General features: G+C 62.1%; 13 protein-coding genes. 4 read left to right on the plus strand and 9 right to left on the minus strand.

Annotated features, from left to right (window positions below; all coding sequences use genetic code 11):
• Window positions 1–3 precede the first annotated feature (3 nt).
• Both GNZ12_RS16535 and GNZ12_RS16540 read left to right on the plus strand, forming a co-directional pair.
• Window positions 4–1,812: a branched-chain amino acid ABC transporter ATP-binding protein/permease gene (locus GNZ12_RS16535; protein ID WP_172311554.1), complete on the plus strand. Its 1,809-nt coding sequence runs from the start codon at window positions 4–6 to the stop codon at window positions 1,810–1,812.
• Entirely contained in the window at window positions 1,800–2,531 is a 732-nt protein-coding gene (locus GNZ12_RS16540; RefSeq protein WP_172311556.1) for an ABC transporter ATP-binding protein, read from the plus strand. The genes GNZ12_RS16535 and GNZ12_RS16540 overlap by 13 nt, the downstream gene beginning before the upstream one ends.
• Before the next feature lie 77 nt (window positions 2,532–2,608).
• On the opposite strand, the gene GNZ12_RS16545 is transcribed toward GNZ12_RS16540, so the two are convergent.
• The 3 genes from GNZ12_RS16545 to betC form a co-directional block, all read right to left on the minus strand.
• Window positions 2,609–3,757: a porin gene (locus tag GNZ12_RS16545; protein ID WP_172311558.1), complete on the minus strand. Its 1,149-nt coding sequence runs from the start codon at window positions 3,755–3,757 to the stop codon at window positions 2,609–2,611.
• A gap of 326 nt (window positions 3,758–4,083) precedes the next feature.
• A complete protein-coding gene (locus GNZ12_RS16550; RefSeq protein ID WP_172311560.1) occupies window positions 4,084–5,037 on the minus strand; it encodes a choline ABC transporter substrate-binding protein in 954 nt (317 codons plus the stop codon).
• A gap of 40 nt (window positions 5,038–5,077) precedes the next feature.
• Complete coding sequence (gene betC, locus GNZ12_RS16555) at window positions 5,078–6,616, minus strand: choline-sulfatase (RefSeq protein WP_172311562.1); 1,539 nt, start codon at window positions 6,614–6,616, stop codon at window positions 5,078–5,080.
• Between the two features lie 151 nt (window positions 6,617–6,767).
• Between betC and GNZ12_RS16560 the strand changes: the two genes are divergently transcribed.
• A complete protein-coding gene (locus GNZ12_RS16560) occupies window positions 6,768–7,682 on the plus strand; it encodes a choline sulfate utilization transcriptional regulator (RefSeq protein WP_172311564.1) in 915 nt (304 codons plus the stop codon).
• A 177-nt stretch (window positions 7,683–7,859) separates the two neighbouring features.
• Window positions 7,860–8,735, plus strand: a complete 876-nt coding sequence (purU, locus tag GNZ12_RS16565; RefSeq protein WP_172311566.1) for a formyltetrahydrofolate deformylase — start codon at window positions 7,860–7,862, stop codon at window positions 8,733–8,735.
• A gap of 83 nt (window positions 8,736–8,818) precedes the next feature.
• Here the strand turns inward: purU and GNZ12_RS16570 are convergent, their stop codons facing one another.
• The 6 genes from GNZ12_RS16570 to GNZ12_RS16595 all read right to left on the minus strand — a co-directional run bounded on the left by GNZ12_RS16570 (window position 8,819) and on the right by GNZ12_RS16595 (window position 16,416).
• Window positions 8,819–9,676: a glycine betaine ABC transporter substrate-binding protein gene (locus GNZ12_RS16570; protein WP_172311568.1), complete on the minus strand. Its 858-nt coding sequence runs from the start codon at window positions 9,674–9,676 to the stop codon at window positions 8,819–8,821.
• A gap of 133 nt (window positions 9,677–9,809) precedes the next feature.
• The gene (locus tag GNZ12_RS16575; RefSeq protein WP_172311570.1) at window positions 9,810–11,084 is read right to left on the minus strand and encodes a hybrid-cluster NAD(P)-dependent oxidoreductase; all 1,275 of its coding nucleotides are present in this window, start codon (window positions 11,082–11,084) and stop codon (window positions 9,810–9,812) included.
• Between the two features lie 33 nt (window positions 11,085–11,117).
• Window positions 11,118–12,428 (minus strand): aromatic ring-hydroxylating oxygenase subunit alpha, encoded by a 1,311-nt coding sequence (locus tag GNZ12_RS16580; protein WP_172311572.1) that lies wholly within the window; start codon window positions 12,426–12,428, stop codon window positions 11,118–11,120.
• Window positions 12,429–12,501: 73 nt separating this feature from the next.
• Window positions 12,502–13,323 (minus strand): electron transfer flavoprotein subunit beta/FixA family protein, encoded by an 822-nt coding sequence (locus tag GNZ12_RS16585; RefSeq protein WP_172311574.1) that lies wholly within the window; start codon window positions 13,321–13,323, stop codon window positions 12,502–12,504.
• Window positions 13,320–14,498 carry an electron transfer flavoprotein subunit alpha/FixB family protein gene (locus GNZ12_RS16590; protein WP_172311576.1) on the minus strand — a complete coding sequence of 393 codons (1,179 nt, stop codon included), beginning with the start codon at window positions 14,496–14,498 and terminating at the stop codon, window positions 13,320–13,322. Before GNZ12_RS16590 ends, GNZ12_RS16585 begins: the two co-directional genes overlap by 4 nt.
• A gap of 4 nt (window positions 14,499–14,502) precedes the next feature.
• Window positions 14,503–16,416 (minus strand): (Fe-S)-binding protein, encoded by a 1,914-nt coding sequence (locus GNZ12_RS16595; protein WP_172311578.1) that lies wholly within the window; start codon window positions 16,414–16,416, stop codon window positions 14,503–14,505.

A 16,416-nucleotide genomic window follows, 5' to 3' on the forward strand; every position in this document is an offset into this window, starting at 1 on the left:
CCTATGAGCGCCATGCAGGGGTTATCGCGTCGATCTCGTCCTGCCGGCGTCGCGCTGCTTGTCGCCGCCCTGGCGCTGCCCGCTGTCGCCAGCAACTATATCGTCGATGTCGGCCTGACCATCGCCACCTATTCGATCCTGGGCCTCGGGTTGAACATCGTGGTGGGGTATGCCGGCCTGCTGGATCTGGGCTATGCGGCCTTCTTCGCCATCGGCGCCTACACGACGGCGTTGCTTGAAACGCTGCTGCACTTCTCGTTCTGGGAAACGCTGCCGTTCAGCCTGGCGTTTGCCGGCGCGTCGGGTATCGTCATCGGCTACCCTACCCTGCGCCTGCGCAGCGACTATCTGGCCATCGTCACACTCGGGTTCGGCGAGATCACGCGCATTGTCGCCACCAATCTCAACATCACGGGCGGCCCCAACGGGATCTACGGCATCGCCAGCCCCAGCCTGTTCGGTTATGAAATCAGCTCGCCGGGTGCGGTCTACGAGCTGGGCATCGCGTTCCTCGTGCTGGTGCTGGTGTTTGCGATCCGGCTTGGCCAGTCGCGGCTCGGGCGCGCCTGGACCAGTATCCGCGAAGATGAGGCGGCGGCCGAGGCCGTCGGCGTGCCGACGCTGCGCGTCAAAATGCTGGCGTACATCCTGGGTGCATTGATCGGCGGTCTCGCCGGCAGCCTGTTCGCCGCGCGCTTCGGGACCATCGACCCGACCGGTTTCACTTATCTGCAGTCCGTGACGATCCTGATCGTCGTCGTGCTGGGCGGCCGGGGAAGCATTCCGGGCGTGATACTCGGCGCAGTCATCGTCGCCGGCCTACCCGAGATGCTGCGTTTTCTCAACCTTTGGCGCATCTTCGCTTTCGCGATCGGCCTCGTGATCCTGATGCTGCTCAGACCGCAAGGGCTGTGGCCCGCGCCGCTGCGCCGGGTGGCGCCACCGCGCCAGGGTGCAGCCGAACCTGAAGCACGCCCGCCCCGCGACACTGTCGCCGATGAAGTCCTGCTCGAGGTGCGCGACCTGCAACGCCGCTTCGGCGGCGTGCAGGCGGTCGGCGGGATCAGCTTCACCGTACGCAACGGGGAAATCCTTAGCCTTATCGGCCCTAACGGGGCGGGCAAGACGACGGTGTTCAACTGCCTCACCGGCGTGATCCGCGCGACCGGCGGTCAGGTGCTCTGGCGCGGCACCTCGCTGGCCGGCGGCGCGCCGCATCGCATCGTCCACGCCGGGATGGCGCGTACCTTCCAGGGCATTCGCCTGTTTGCCAACATGACGGCCTTCGAGAACGTGCTGATCGGTATGGATCATCGCCTCCATACGCCGCTCGTCGCCGAATTGCTTGCATTGCCCTCCGCGCGCGCCGAGGAAGCGGATCACGCCGCAGAAGGCCTGCGCTGGCTCGCGTTCGTCGGGCTCGGGGCACGCGCGGGCGAACGCGCGGCCGACCTCCCCTATGGCGATCAACGCCGGTTGGAGATCGCCCGCGCCCTTGCCAGCAACCCGCACCTGCTCCTGCTGGACGAGCCGGCAGCGGGGATGAATCCGACCGAGAAGCACGCGCTGATGGAGTTGATCCGGCGTATCCGCGATTTAGGCGTGACCGTGCTGCTGATCGAACACGACATGATGCTGGTGATGAGCGTGTCAGACCGGATCATCGTCATGGACCACGGCGTCATCATCGCCGAGGGAACGCCAGCCGAGATCCAGGCCGATCCGCGTGTGATCGACGCGTATCTCGGCACGGCCGAAGCCGACGAAGCGGCCGACGATGCAGCCGGGGAGAAATCGCTGTGGGACTCCTAGAAATACGCGATCTGCACGTGAGCTATGGGAACGTAGAGGTTCTGCATGGCATCTCGCTGGACGTCGGCGAGGGCGAGATCGTGGCATTGCTCGGCAGCAACGGGGCGGGCAAGACCACGACACTCCGCGCCATCTCCGGCCTGATTCGCCCCCGCGCGGGCCAGATCGTAATGGCCGGGCACGCGCTCGCCGGACTGCGCGCACACCAGATCGTGGCGCTGGGTCTCGGTCATGTGCCGGAAGGACGTCGCATGTTCGGGGCGCTGACGGTCGAAGAGAATCTGCGGCTTGGCGGCTATCTGATCCGGCGCGACAGCGCGGTCCTGGAGCAGCGGATGACGGGCGTCTATCAGACCTTCCCGCGGCTTGGCGAGCGACGCAGCCAGTTGGCGGGAACGCTGAGCGGTGGCGAGCAACAGATGCTGGCGATCGCACGCGCACTGATGCTGCGGCCACGCATCATCGTGCTCGACGAACCCTCCATGGGCCTGGCGCCGAAGCTGGTTCGAGCGATTTTCGGCATGATCGCCGACATCTGCAAGGAAGGCACGTCGATCCTCCTTGTCGAACAGAACGCGCGCCAGGCGCTGCGCATCGCACAGCGGGCCTACGTGCTGGAAAGCGGCCGCATCGCCCTCGCTGGCCCGGCCTACGAACTGGCCCAGGACAACCGGGTTCGCGCAGCGTATCTGGGCGGCAGCGCTGTCGCCACAGAGTAACGCCGGCTCAGACGCGGTGTTGCACCGGTACCCACAGCGCCAGGCTGGCGCTGAGTGCCTGACCCGCCGCGGATGCGTCAGAACGAATGCCGCATCCCGATCCGTACATCGGACTGCGTATTCGACGTCGACGGCGCGAAGCTGTAGCCGATCACCGCATTTACGCCATTCGATGCACGCAGATAGTCGCCGGAAACATAGACGTCGGTACGCTTGGACAGCAGGTAGTGCAGTCCGAGCGAGCCCTGGTTCCAGTGATTGCCTTCGAAGCTTGTATGCTGATAGCCGCCATACAGCGACAGCGCAGGCGTGAAGTTATACGACGCGCCCGCTTCATAAACCTGCATGTGCGAGGTCTGCCCAAAGCCCTTGATTGTCGTGTAGGTGAAATCGCCGGAGAGCAGCAGGTCGCCGATCGTATAGGCGGCACCGACCGCAAGCGCGCCTTGCTTATCCACCGGGAATGCCGACGAGCTATACAGATCGGTCACAGCGCCGGTGGCCGGATCCACGGAAACGGTCGGCTGGCCGAGGAAGGTGCGCGTGCCGATCATTGCGTACGGGTCGAACGCATAAATGCCGAACGGATTGTTCAACTGCGTATACGCCACACCCATGTTGAACGGGCCGTGGTCGTAATGCGCGCCCACGCTCCATGCACTCTTCTGATGGAAGTCGCCGGCGGTGTTGCCGAACGAGTACATACCGCCGAAGGTGAAGCCTGCGAAATCGTTCGACAGGAACTTCACCGAGTTCGGCAGACGGTCGCCGTTCATGCGGTCGAAGTCACCCTGGTGAATCGCATAGCCGCTCGCCCATGCGGAGATGTTGTACATGAAAACAAACTCTTCGGTCATATCGAGCTGATTACCGAACGAGAACGTCCCCCACCCATTCTTGATGCCGACATAAGCCTGGCGTCCGAATTCAGCACCACCGAATCCATACTGCCCATTGCCCAGGTGAAAACCCGATTCGAGCACGAATACCGTTTGCAGGCCGCCGCCGAGATCTTCCACGCCTTTGAAGCCGATCCGGTTGCCGTACGAAACGCCGTCGTCGAACTTGAACTGGTGTGCGCCGCCGGCATTGTTCACATAAGTGATGCCCGCGTCCAGAATCCCGTAAAGGGTGACGCTGCTTTGCGCATAGGCTACCGTCGGTGCGCATACAGCGCTTGCCGCGAGGGCGAGTCCCGAAAGACTCACGGCGTTTTTCTTCTTCATCTAATTCTCCCCTGCTCTTTGCCTGCGTATTTCGTTGGATAAAACGATCCCTGCCGCGCGCTGTCTTCTGGCGCGCGGCGCTTCTCGCATGACGGGCAATTCGGAACCGGCTGGGACTGATTGAAACGGACTGAAGCTCACTCAAGCTGACCAAATCGACTCAGCAGACTCAGGCCGACCTCACTGATCGAAGCTATCGGCACTGCGTACGATCATCTGTCACGTCTGCATCGACGGATCAAGAATACGGGTCCAGATTTATGAGGATTCGACCGGATGCGACATGAATCTGTCGAGTAGCGACCTCGAAGTCAGGAATGCCCGAGTTATTTCACACCGAGTGCGGTTTGTACCGCTTGCAAGCCGTTGGCGCCGCTCGCGGTGTTCACGCCGTCGAGCCATGATTTCAGCAATTCGGGGTGGCGCTTGAGTGCTTCGGTGGCCGCGGCATCGAGGCCGGTTTTCTTCTCCAGCACCTCGGTGATCACGCCGTTCTCCAGATCGACATTAAACGTGAGTTGCCTGAACAGGCGGCCGACGTTCGGGCACTGCTCGGCGTAGCCGCTGCGCGCAACGGTATTGACCGTAGCGCCGCCGTAGTTCGGCCCGAAGTACTTGTCGCCGCCGTCGAGATAGGTCAGCTTGAACTTCGTGTTCATCAGATGCGGTTCCCATGCCAGGAACACAATCCATTTCTTCTCACGCACCGCGCGCTCGACCTGCGTGAGCATGCCGGTCTCGCTCGATTCGACGAGCTTCCAGCTACCGAGCCCGTACGCCTTGTCGTCGACCATCTTCTTGATGTTCTGATTGGCCGGCGCACCCGGTTCGATGCCATAGATCTTGCTGTCGAACTTGTCGGCGTTCTTCGCGAGGTCCGCGAATGAATGCACGCCCGCGGCCGCCACGTAATCGGGCACCGCGAGCGTGAACTTCGCGTTGCTCAGATTCGGATGCACGACCTCGATCGATTTTTCATCTTCGAACGACTTGACGACCGGTGCTTGCGCCGGCATCCAGTTGCCGAGAAACACGTCGATCTGTCCTTTCTTCAGGCCTTGATAGGTGATCGGCACCGACAGATTCGCCACGTTCTGATGGTAGCCGAGCGCCTTCAACAACACGCCGGTCATCGCATTGGTGGCGTCGATGTCGGTCCAGCCGGGCCCCGCCATGTTGACTTGCGTGCAGGACTGCGGCTCGGCGGCCGCGGCAAAGGTGGTCGCCGCGCACACCAGCGCGAGGCCGGATACAGCCTGTTTGAAGAGCTTTTTCATCATGTCGGCTTCCTGTAGGTGGGATGGATCGTGAGCGGAGACATCAACGCGTCACCGCGGGAAAACGCGCCATCGCCTCGAGCGTGTCGAGATCGATGTGATTGCGCATATAGCGCTGGCTCGCATCGACATGCGGTTGCCAGTCCCATGACGCGACCGTGCCTTGCGTCGTGGCCTCGAAATGAAAGCGGCGGCGGCACTGGCTTCTCAGTACGTCGTTGTGCAGTGCGGCGAGGTTCCAGCGTCGTGCGATCTCCTCACGCATCAACGTGACCTGTGATGCATAGTCGGGGCGAGCCGCAAGGTTCTCGCGTTCCAGCGGGTCCGCTGCCACGTCATAGAGTTGGTCGGGATCAGCCGGCGTGTGAATGAACTTGAAGCGCCCGCGCCGCAGCATCACGATCGGCGCAATAGCGCCTTCTGCGAGGTATTCGCCGATCGCTTCGTCGTGGGCGTCTTGTGTACCAAGCAGATGCGGTATGAGACTCTTACCATCGAGCGAATCCGGCCAGACCGCAGGCTGTTCGCCGCGCGCCATTTCCACCAGCGTGGGCAAAAGATCGAGATGCGAGACCGACTCGTGCACACGATGCGCGTCGAACTGCTGCGGCGCATGAACGATCAGCGGTACACGGCAGCCGCCCTCGAAGAACGTCATCTTGTACCAGAGCCCCCGCTCGCCGAGCATCTCACCATGATCGGACGTCACGACAATAACGGTATCTTTCGCGAGCCCTGACTGTTCAAGCGCTTCGAGGATCGCACCGAACTGGTCATCGACGTAAGAGATCGCGCCGTAATAGGCGCGCCGTGCATTGCGGATCTGCTGGTCGGTTGGCGGCGTACGATCGGTTTCGCACACGTGCCGCAAGCGCTTCGAATGCGGATCGGCTTCGTCGAACGAATCGCGATGCACGGGCAGCGCGATGTCTTCGTCCGCATACATGTCCCAATACTTTTGCGGAATCGCGTACGGGTCGTGCGGATGGGTCAGCGAAGCGACCATGCAGAACGGCCGTGCATCTTTGCCGGCATGTCGCTCACGTGCGATATCGAAAAGCTTCTGGCGCGTGGTGAACGTGACTTCATCGTCGAAGTCCAACTGATTGGTGCGCACGCATGGCCCCGCGTCGATCACTGAACTCATGTTGTGATACCACGTGGGCCGCGTTTCGACATCGTCCCAGTTGGGCGTCCAGCCGAAATCGGCGGGATAGATGTCTGTTGTGAGCCGCTCTTCGAATCCGTGCAACTGATCGGCGCCGCAGAAGTGCATTTTGCCGGACAGGATCGTGCGATACCCTTCGGCACGAAGATAATGCGCGAACGTCAGCGTTTGCGACGGAAATTCTGCTGCATTGTCATAGGCGCCGATCGCGGATGGCAGCTTGCCCGATAAAAAGGAAAAGCGCGACGGCGCACACAGTGGACTGGCGCAATAGGCCGAGTCGAATACCACGCCCTGCTTCGCAAGGCGATCGAGATTGGGCGTTTTCGTTAGACGATGTCCGTATGCGGCAAGCGCAAACGGCGTCATCTGATCGGCCATCAGAATGAGAATATTCTGTTTCGTATCAAGCATTGGAGCGCGCCTCGAATAGAATCGCAAGTGTTGGAGCGAGTGTCATTGCAAGCGGGATAACGGGCGTGCCGGCCCCGCATGAACTCAACTATTGCCGTCCAATTCGCCGCTGTGAAGACGGCAAATCGTTATGTGCCTATAAGGGGGACTTATGTCGAGGCCGGATCGCTTGCCGCCGATGCAGGCGTTGACGATGTTCGAATCCGCAGCGCGTCTCGCGAGTTTCACGGCAGCCGCGCGCGAGTTGGGTTCGACGCAGCCGGCGATCAGTCAGCGCGTCGTGCAACTCGAAGAAGCACTTGGTGCACCGCTTTTCGAGCGTGGCCATCGCGGCGTCACGCTCACGGAAGACGGCGTGTGCCTCTTCGAAGCGGTGCGCAACGCCCTCGACACCATCCGTCTTGCCACCGCCGAAATCCGCGCGCGGCGCACGCCGCAAACCCTCACGCTCTCCACCGACTTCGGCTTCGCAACCTACTGGCTGATGCCGCGCCTGTCGCAATTCAAGGCACTCATGCCGGACGTCGACGTGAAGATCATCACGTCGCAGAACGTATTCGATCCATCGCACGATCAGGCGGACATTGCCATTGCGTTCGGCGATGAGGATGCGGACTGGACCGCGCGAGGTGCGCTCAAGCTATTTCCCGAGCGGGTCACGCCGGTGTGCAGTCCGGATTTTCTCGCGGCGCATCCGCAACTACGCACACCGTCAGACTTGATGACGTTGCCGCTCCTGCATCTCGAGCCCACCCAGCCGGCACGCTGGTTGTCGTGGGCCGACTGGTTCGCGGCGCACGGGCTGGCTATGCCCGCCGCGCATCGCGGCATCACGTTCAACAGTTTTACGCTCGTGGCCCACGCGGCGATCATGGGCCAGGGCGTCGCGCTCGGCTGGGCGCCGCTGGTCGACGAGCTCGTTGCCACGGGGCAGCTCGTCCAACCGTTTGATACGCCCGTGGCCACCGAACGCGGCTACCTGCTCGTCACACAACGCGCGGCGACACCGGCGGTCAGCGCATTTCGCCAATGGCTAATCGGCGAATGCGGACTCGACGCAGAGTAAGCGCAGGAGGCGTTGATGCATACCATCGCGCTCCGTCGTCCCACCCCAACCTCCCCTGACGCTCCCGTTCCAGCGCGACGGCGGTTAGCTTCTATCCCCATGACCCATTGATTTGCTCTACTGCGATGGTGCATGCCGCGCCCCGCGGCGTTGCCCTATCGCCTAAGTGGAGAGCGCATGTCCGCCGATTCCCGTCCCGATCAACGGGTTCTCACCGTCGCGTGTCCGAGCGCGGCGGGCCAGGTTGCCGCCGTCGTCGGCTTTCTCGACCGGCATCATTGCTATATCGACGAATTGACCGTTTTCGACGACGACCTCAGCGAGAGATTCTTCGTCCGCTGCGTGTTTCATGGCGTCGATATCAACCAGCCCCTTCACATCGCGGCACTCAAGCGCGAATTCGAATCGATCGCCGAGCGTTTTCAGATGACATGGGCGATGCACGACGTCGGCATGCGGCCGAAGGTGCTGATCATGGTGTCGAAGCTCGAACACTGTCTCGCCGATCTGCTGTTCCGCTGGCGCATGGGTGAGTTGAAGATGGACATTGTCGGCATCGCCTCGAACCATCGCGATCTCGAACCGCTCGCGCAACAACACGGCTTGCCATTTCATCATCTACCCATCACCGCCGATACCAAGCCACAACAGGAGGCGCGTTTGCTCGACCTGTTCGAGACATCAGGCGCTGAATTGATGATCCTTGCACGCTACATGCAGATTCTCTCCGGCGAAACGAGCCGTGCCCTCGCGGCCCGCGCGATCAACATCCACCATTCGTTTCTGCCCGGCTTCAAAGGGGCGAAGCCTTATCACCAGGCCCATACGCGCGGCGTGAAACTGATCGGCGCAACGGCGCACTTCGTCACCGATGATCTCGACGAAGGTCCGATCATCGAGCAGGTCGTGGAGCGCGTCGATCACTCAAACAGTCCGGAGCGTCTGCTTGCAACCGGACGCGACGTTGAATGCATCACACTCGCGCGGGCCGTGAAGGCATTTATCGAGCGGCGCGTGTTCATCAACGGCGATCGGACTGTGGTGCTGCAATAAACAAAAGCGCCGCTCGAAAGCGGCGCTTTATAAGGAAGTTGCCGCTCAAATGAAGCGGCAACTCATTCACTCGATGCACGAAATCATTTCACCCAGCTATCCACACGATCCCCATGCGCGGCGATCCACGCATCGGCAGCCGCAGTCGGCTTCTCGCCGCTTTGCGTCGCCAGCATCACGCTGTCGATCTCGCCCGGCTTCCATTGAAACTTCTTGAGGAATGCGACCACCGGCGGCGCCTTGGTCTCCAGTTCAGGATTCACGACGCTATCCACGTGCTCCGCTTCGCCGAACACCTTCTTCGGATCGTCGAGGAATTTCAGCTTGTACTTCGCGAACATCCAGTGCGGCTTCCAACCGGTCACGATGATCGGCTTGCTCGCCGCTTCCGAACGCGCCAGTTCCGCAGTCATTGCACTGCCCGAACTCGGCATCAGCTGATAGTCGAGCCCGTATGCCTTGATCGCTTCGCTGGCTTTCTGCATCACGCCCGCTCCGGCATCGATACCGACGATACGCGAGCCGAATTCCGTCTTCTTCGCTTCCAGATCGCCGACGCTCTTCACGTCAGCATTGTCCGGCACGATCAGGCCGATCTTCGCATCGTTGAAGTTGGGGCCCAGGTCGACGACCTTGTCCTTGAAGTTGTTCCAGTAGGCGCCATGCGTGACCGGCAACCAGGCGGACAGCGTCGCGTCGAGGTCGCCGCGCGCCACGCCTTGCCACATCACCCCGGCTGCGACCGGCACCAGTTGCACCTGATAGCCCAAGCGCTTTTCGATCACGCGTGCAGCGACGTTGGAGGTCGCGACGCTGTCATCCCAACCTTCCACGTAGCCAATCTTGATGGTCGGCTTGGTATCGGCCGACACAGTCACGCTGCTTGCCGCCAGCGCCGCACTCAAAGCGCTCAACACGAATATCTTGCTGATCAGTCTCATCGCCGTTCTCCCGTTCGCCGTCTAACTACCCATTGAGCATTTAGAATCACCAGCCAGAATTGCCGGGTAGCGTTGTTTTCCGACATCCAGTTGTCCGCAGGCGACCTCGACCTCGCGCCTCACCGTTCTCGTCTTACTTATCAACCACGAGATCGCTCAACGGCTTGCTGCAACACAGCAGCACCATGCCCTGATCGATTTCCCGCTGCCGGATTCCGCCGGCGTGTTTCATTGCGACCTCGCCGGACACCAGCTTCACCTTGCAGGTGCCGCACATGCCCTGCGTGCACGAGGCAGCGAGCCGCACGCCGGCCTTCTTCGCGGCGTCCAGTACATGCTGGCCGCTGCCGCATTCGATCTCACGATTGCTCTTCGCGAAGCTCACCTTGAACTTCGTTTCAGTCTCGACCGGGACCTGTGCGGGGATGAACCCAGCCGCCTGTTCGCGCGCTTCGGCAAAGCTTTCCGCATTGGCTGTGGGTGCTTGCAACGCATCGGCGACATGCGCGGTGGTCAATTGTGCGGCCACCTCGCTGATCGTCTCGAACGAGAAGCTTTCCTCGTGATAATGGCTGCGATCAAAACCGCCTTCATCCAGCAGATGACGCACTGCCTGCATGTAGGGCGCGGGACCGCAGGTGAAAATCTCGCGATCCAGAAAATCCGGCGCGATGAGTTTAAGCAACGGCAAGGTCAGAAACCCGGTGACGCCGGGCCAATTGGTCCGCGCACCCAGCCGTTCGCAGACGAACGCTGTGCGGAAATTGGCCTGATTTGACGCAATCAGATCGAGTTCGCGAGCGAAGATGATGTCGTCCGGCGTGCGGGCGCTGTGCACGAACACGATGTCGCTATCCTCACCGAGCTCATGATGCGCGCGGCTCATCGACATCAGCGGTGTAACGCCCGAACCGGCCGACAAAAACAGAAACTTACGCGCCGGATGCCGTGCACAGGTGAACTCGCCGGACGGCCCCAGCACACGAACCTGTGTACCCGCGTGCAGATTGTCGTGCAGCCAGTTCGACACCTTGCCGCCCGGCACACGCTTCACGGTGATGGAGATCGTATGCGGACGCGTGGGCGGCGACGAGATCGTGTAGCAGCGATTCACCGCTTCGCCGTCGATCTCCAACTCCAGCGTAATGAACTGCCCCGGCTCGAACACGAACGCCCGCTCGGAGGGCGCGCGAAAGAAAAAGCTCTTGACGTCATGGGTTTCCTGGCGAACCTGGCAGCACACCAGCGTGTCGTCGGTGTCGCTGTTCCAGCGCGCCGGCAACGTCTCCCAGAACCGGGCCTGCGTGACTCGGCTTAAAGTCGCACGGCTTGGCGTCTCGCGGCTTGAAGTCTCGTGGTTTGGTACCGGCTCCGGACTCAGCTGAAACGTCGCCTGATCGCGCATCATTATTTTCTCCCGCTCCTGGTTGCGGTATCGCGCTCAGCGCATGAAAGACACGACTTTTTCGCCGTGCGAAACCGGCGCATCGCCGGCATCATGGGTTTGGGGCGCATTGCTGTAATCCGCAATACGGCCGATGTACCACTCGCAGAACTTCTCGACAAGACCTTCGGTGAACGGTGAGTACGGGCCCGGTTCGTAGGCACTGCTGGTCGCGCCACGTTGCGAGTACTCGACGAGCGCGCGGTCCTGGTCATTGGTCGCGCGCCACACGGCCGTGAGATTGTTCACGTCGTAGTCGATGCCTTCGCGTGCATCCTTGTGGACGAGCCACTTGGTGCGCACCAGCGTTTTGCCTGCCGACAACGGGATCACCGAAAAGCTGACGATATGGTCGCTCATGAAGTGATGCCACGAATTCGGCTGCGTCCAGAACGAGAGGCCGCCGAGATCAGCCTGTTCGAAACCGCCGAGCAGTTTCTTCGATGCCACCTTCGCGTCCATGGTCTGCGATTCGCCGTCGCGATCGAGCGGCAGGCGTTGCGTGCGGAAACCCGTGACCAGATCGGCGAGGCGGTCGATTTCCGCCGACGGCAGGTTCATCGCCTCCCATTGCGCGGTACGGCGCGCCACGGTCTCTTCGAACGCGGCCATACCCTCTTCGTTGGCGGGCGTGCGTTGATAGCCAAACCCGTATTCGTAAAGCGAAATCGTCAGCTCCGGATGGTTCGCGACGCAGTGATAGCACTCGCGATTGTTCTCCATCGTGAGCTTCCAGTTGCCCTCTTCGATGATATCGATCGACGCCGCGACCTTGCAGCCGGCGAGATCATGCGGCAACAGATAGGGTTCCATCGCGGCGCGCATCACGGCGAAATCGGCGGGCGGTTCGTCCGCGAGACAGATGAAGATCAGGCCGGCGAGATTCTCGAGGTGTACCGCTTTCAGGCTGTGCTTGCAGCGGTCGAACTGGTCGCCCATATGTTCGGCGAACATCAGATCGCCGTTCAGGTTGTAGGTCCAACTGTGGTACGGGCACACGATATTGCCGAGCGAACCTTTGTCCGTATTGCACAAACGCGCGCCACGATGGCGGCAAACGTTATGGAACGCCCGCACCTGCATGTCGTCGTCGCGCACGATCAGGATCGAATCGTTGCCGATTTCCACGGTGATGTAGTCGCCCGGCTCCGGCACATCCGGTTCCACCGCGACCTGAATCCAGTGCTTGCGGAAAATCGCCTCCATGTCGAGCGCGAAAATATCGTCGCCCGTATAAAACGGCGCTTCCAGCGTGTGATTCTTTTTGCGGCGTTCGACCATTGTGCGAACGTCTGCCGAAACTTTCATGGTGTGCTCCGTTGCATGTCACGTCTGGCGCTGCGCCAGGCCCTCCTGGTCGCATGCTGGCCCGAACCGGAAATCAGTAATCCACGAGTTGATGCTCGCGCAAATACGCAAGGATCACTTGTGCTTTTTCGACGGAACTCCCTTCAATTACGACGCTGCCGCCGCGGCTTTCGGTCGTCGTCGCCGAGAGCATGCGGGCATGGCCCGAGCGCTTTTCGGCGGCGGCGAGGCGCACCGGTTTGGCGGTCGCTAGACGGGTCGTCCAGGCGAGGTCGTCGGAGTTGGCGGCATCCGGGCTTCGGGCGTCCGGGCTTCCGGCATCCGGGTTTCCGGACGCTCCAGTCGCGACCGGACGGATCGTGCCTTCGCGCAGCCTTGCATAGGCGTAGCTCGGCGCCGTGTTGGCCATCGGGTGCACCGCTATCACAGCGGGCAACCGTACTTCGACGCGGCGGCGCAAGCCCTTGGGCATGAATTGCCGGACCTCGGCGCAGCCGTCGCGGAGCGTCAGATCGACCGCGGCGCCGACCAGCGGCATGTCCAGCGCGTTGGCAACGGAATACGGCAGCATGCCGCTATCGAATGCGCCTTCGGCGCGGGTCCCGGTCAATACAAGGTCGTAACCGCGCAGACGTGCGGCGAGCGGCGCTATCGCATCACCTTTGAATTCAGGCGTTGCAGCCACTTCCAGCACCTCGACAGTGCGCGCACCAAGCGCGAGATACTCCTTCAGCGCCGGGTTCGACGGATCACCCGCGTGCAGCACGTCGAGCGTCGCACCATGCGTTTTGGCGAGCGAGAGCGCGATCGTCAGCGCGGCGGCATCATTGCGGCTATAACGCGCGGTGCCGCTGACCGGGTGCCGCCCCACGGAAACCAGTACGGCGATTTTCATGCAAGCGCTCCTTCCGCAACAGCCGTTGAATTCAATAGCGCAGCACCGGTGCCGCGTGCCGTGCGCGCAGCCGCCGCGGCTTCGTTCAGCGCCGCGATGGTTTCCTGCGCGTCGGCGATAACGGTCAAATTGGCGCGTTTGGCAATTGGCGCACTGGCGTCGAGATTCACGGCGATCACGTGCCGGCAATCCTTGATGCCCTGCAGATGCTGAACCGCGCCTGAGATACCGAACGCGATATACACGCTCGCTTCGACGGTTTTGCCGGTGGCGCCAATCTGCTTGTCGCGCGTGAACTTACCGTCGTCCACGGCAACGCGGCTTGCGCCAATCGCGGCACCTAACGTGGCCGCAAGACGCTCGAACGAAGGGACGTCGCTGACGCCGTTGCCCGCCGAGACAATGAAATCCGCCTCTTCGAGCGCAAGCTGGGCAGCGTCGATCTCCTCGATGCCAAGATCGCGCACGACGCCTTCAGACGAAGCCGCTTCGCGATCGAAGCGCCACACGACCCGCTCACCCGCACCCACGAACGGCAACTTCGGATCGACCGCATTTGGCGCAAGCAAAACGACCTCAGGCAGTGAGCGCGTGGCGAATGCCGTATTCGTCTGGATATAAACCGCGACATGTGCCGCGTCGATTTCGACGACATGCGTCGCGACGCTCGCGTTAGCGGCTGCCGCATAACGGCGGCCAAGGTCGCCGTCGCCGGTGGCGTTGTCAGGCAGGAAAATGTGCGCCGGCGCATAGGCCGCGACGCACGCGGCCAGTGCATTCAATTCGTTCAGAGGCGCGAAAACACGACGGTCGAACATCGGCAACTCGATCAGCTTGTCGGCGCCGAGCGCGGCGGCATCGCCGGTGAACTCCCCGAATACAAGCAGGACGACTTCGGTTGTCGCGTTCGAGATTAATGCAGCGGCGGCCAGAGTCTGGCGAGCATGATCATCCAGCGCGCCGCGGTCCGCGTGTGCGGCCACCAACAGCACACGCTGCGGCGCGGCCGTCGTGCGGCGCGGTTTCGCGTGCTCGCGATGCGCCGACGCCGTCGAGCCGTGTGCCGCGAATTCCATCGCGCCGGCCAGGCCCGTCATGCCGAGCGTGATGCGCTTGAGCCCGTCCGCCGTGATCGTGAACGGCCGGCGCGGATCGATTCTTTTGAGCGTGTTCATCGCGTTACTCCAGCGCCGCTGCGACCAGTTCGGCGACGTCCAGCACTTCCGGGCGCGGGCCGACCACGCCTTCGAGCATCGCCGTGCAATTCGGGCAGCCCACCGCGACGATCTCGGCACCGATGCTGCGGGCGTCGTCGATACGGATGTCCGGAATGCGTTTTTTGCCAGGAATATCGGTCAACGGTGCACCTCCGCCGCCTCCGCAGCAACGCCCGCGCATCCCGTTGCGTTCCATCTCGACCACCTTGATGCCGATGGTTTTCAGCAAACGGCGCGGCGCTTCCGTTTCCCCGTTATAGCGGCCCAAATAGCACGGGTCGTGATACGTGATCTTGCGGTCGGCGAACGCGGCGACTGCCTTCGGCGCCAGCTTGCTGCTCGAGACCAGTTCTTCGATCAGCGCAGTGTGATGCTGCACCTCATAGAAACCGCCGAGCGCGCGATACTCGTTGCGCAGGCTGTGCATCACGTGTGGATCGGCGGTCACGATCTTGCGGAACGTGTACTGCGATAGCGTGCCGATCAGCCGTTGCGCGAGTTGCTGGAAGGTCGCCTCGTCGCCGAGACGCCGAGCCGTATCGCCGGTATCGGTTTCGACGCCACCCAGCACCGCATAGTCGATCCCCGCCCGATTCAGCACCTTGATCAGCGCACGCAGCGTGCGCTGATAGCGCATGTCGAACGCGCCTTCGCCGGCGATCAACAGCACATCCACCGGACGTCCCGGTTGCGCGACCTGCACTTGCAGATCGACAGCCCAGTCGTAACGCGCACCGATGTCATAACCGTTCGAACTGCCGGTTTCGCGCAGATTCGCGAGCGTGATCGGGCCTTTGCCCGGTACCTTGCCTTCAACCAACGTCTGGTTGCGGCGCATATCCACGATCGCGTCGACGTGTTCGATCAACATCGGGCATTCCTGCACGCAAGCGCGGCAAGTGGTGCAGGACCACAGCGTGTCCGCTTCGATCAGGCTCGACACGAGCGGCTTGCCCGGCGCACCGCCGTGCTTGCCGACCGGGATGCCCGGCGTCGGGCTGCCGGCATAAGCCTCATCCGTGCCACCGACCATGCCCGTGACAAGATCCTGAATCAGCTTCTTCGGATTGAGCGGCTGCCCTGCGGCAAATGCGGGACACGCCGCTTCGCACTTGCCGCATTGCACGCAGGCGTCGAAGCTCAGCAACTGGTTCCAGCGAAACTCGACCGGCTTGCCGACGCCATATTCCTTCGCGTCGAGCAGCGGCGCCTTCAACGCAGTCGGCGGGACGACATCGTTGTCGTTACGCTCGGCAAAGCGCTCCTGACGCGGATGAAACGCGAGGTGCAGCAGACCGGCAAGCGCATGCTTCATCGGACCGCCGCGTGCAGCACCGAACGTCATCGTGAACGCGCCCACCGCGATCAGCAGGGCGACGATGATGGCCAGCGCACCCGACATCGCCGCGGCCGGCAGCGCAATGAACAGCGCCAAACCGAGCGCGAACGACCCAAGCAGGAGCGGCAGATGATCCCACGGCCCACGCGAGAGCCGTGCCGGCACGGCCTTCGCACCATGCCGCCGACGCCAGACAAACACCGCGCCGACCAGCATCACCAGCGCTGCCAGAAAGATCAGTTTGTCAAGCCACGGCGAGTAGATGGCGAGACCGTAGTTGACGAACACCAGCGCCATCGCGAGGATCGCGCCACCCGCCGTCGCCACATGCGTCTTCGCGATGTACGGGTCACGCGCGACCACATGGTGCAAGTCGACGAAATAGCGCTTCGGGATCGCCAGCAGATTGGTCCAGCCGTACGCGCCCGCAGCCGTGGCGCGGCCCTCGCGCCAGTACGCAGCGCGTTTGGCGAGCGCGAACGCGAGGCCCGCCACCGACAACCACAGCAGGACGGTGATGACAAACACGGGGCTCAT

The sequence above is a fragment of the Paraburkholderia solitsugae genome (assembly GCF_013177695.1).
GTDB classification, from domain to species: domain Bacteria; phylum Pseudomonadota; class Gammaproteobacteria; order Burkholderiales; family Burkholderiaceae; genus Paraburkholderia; species Paraburkholderia solitsugae.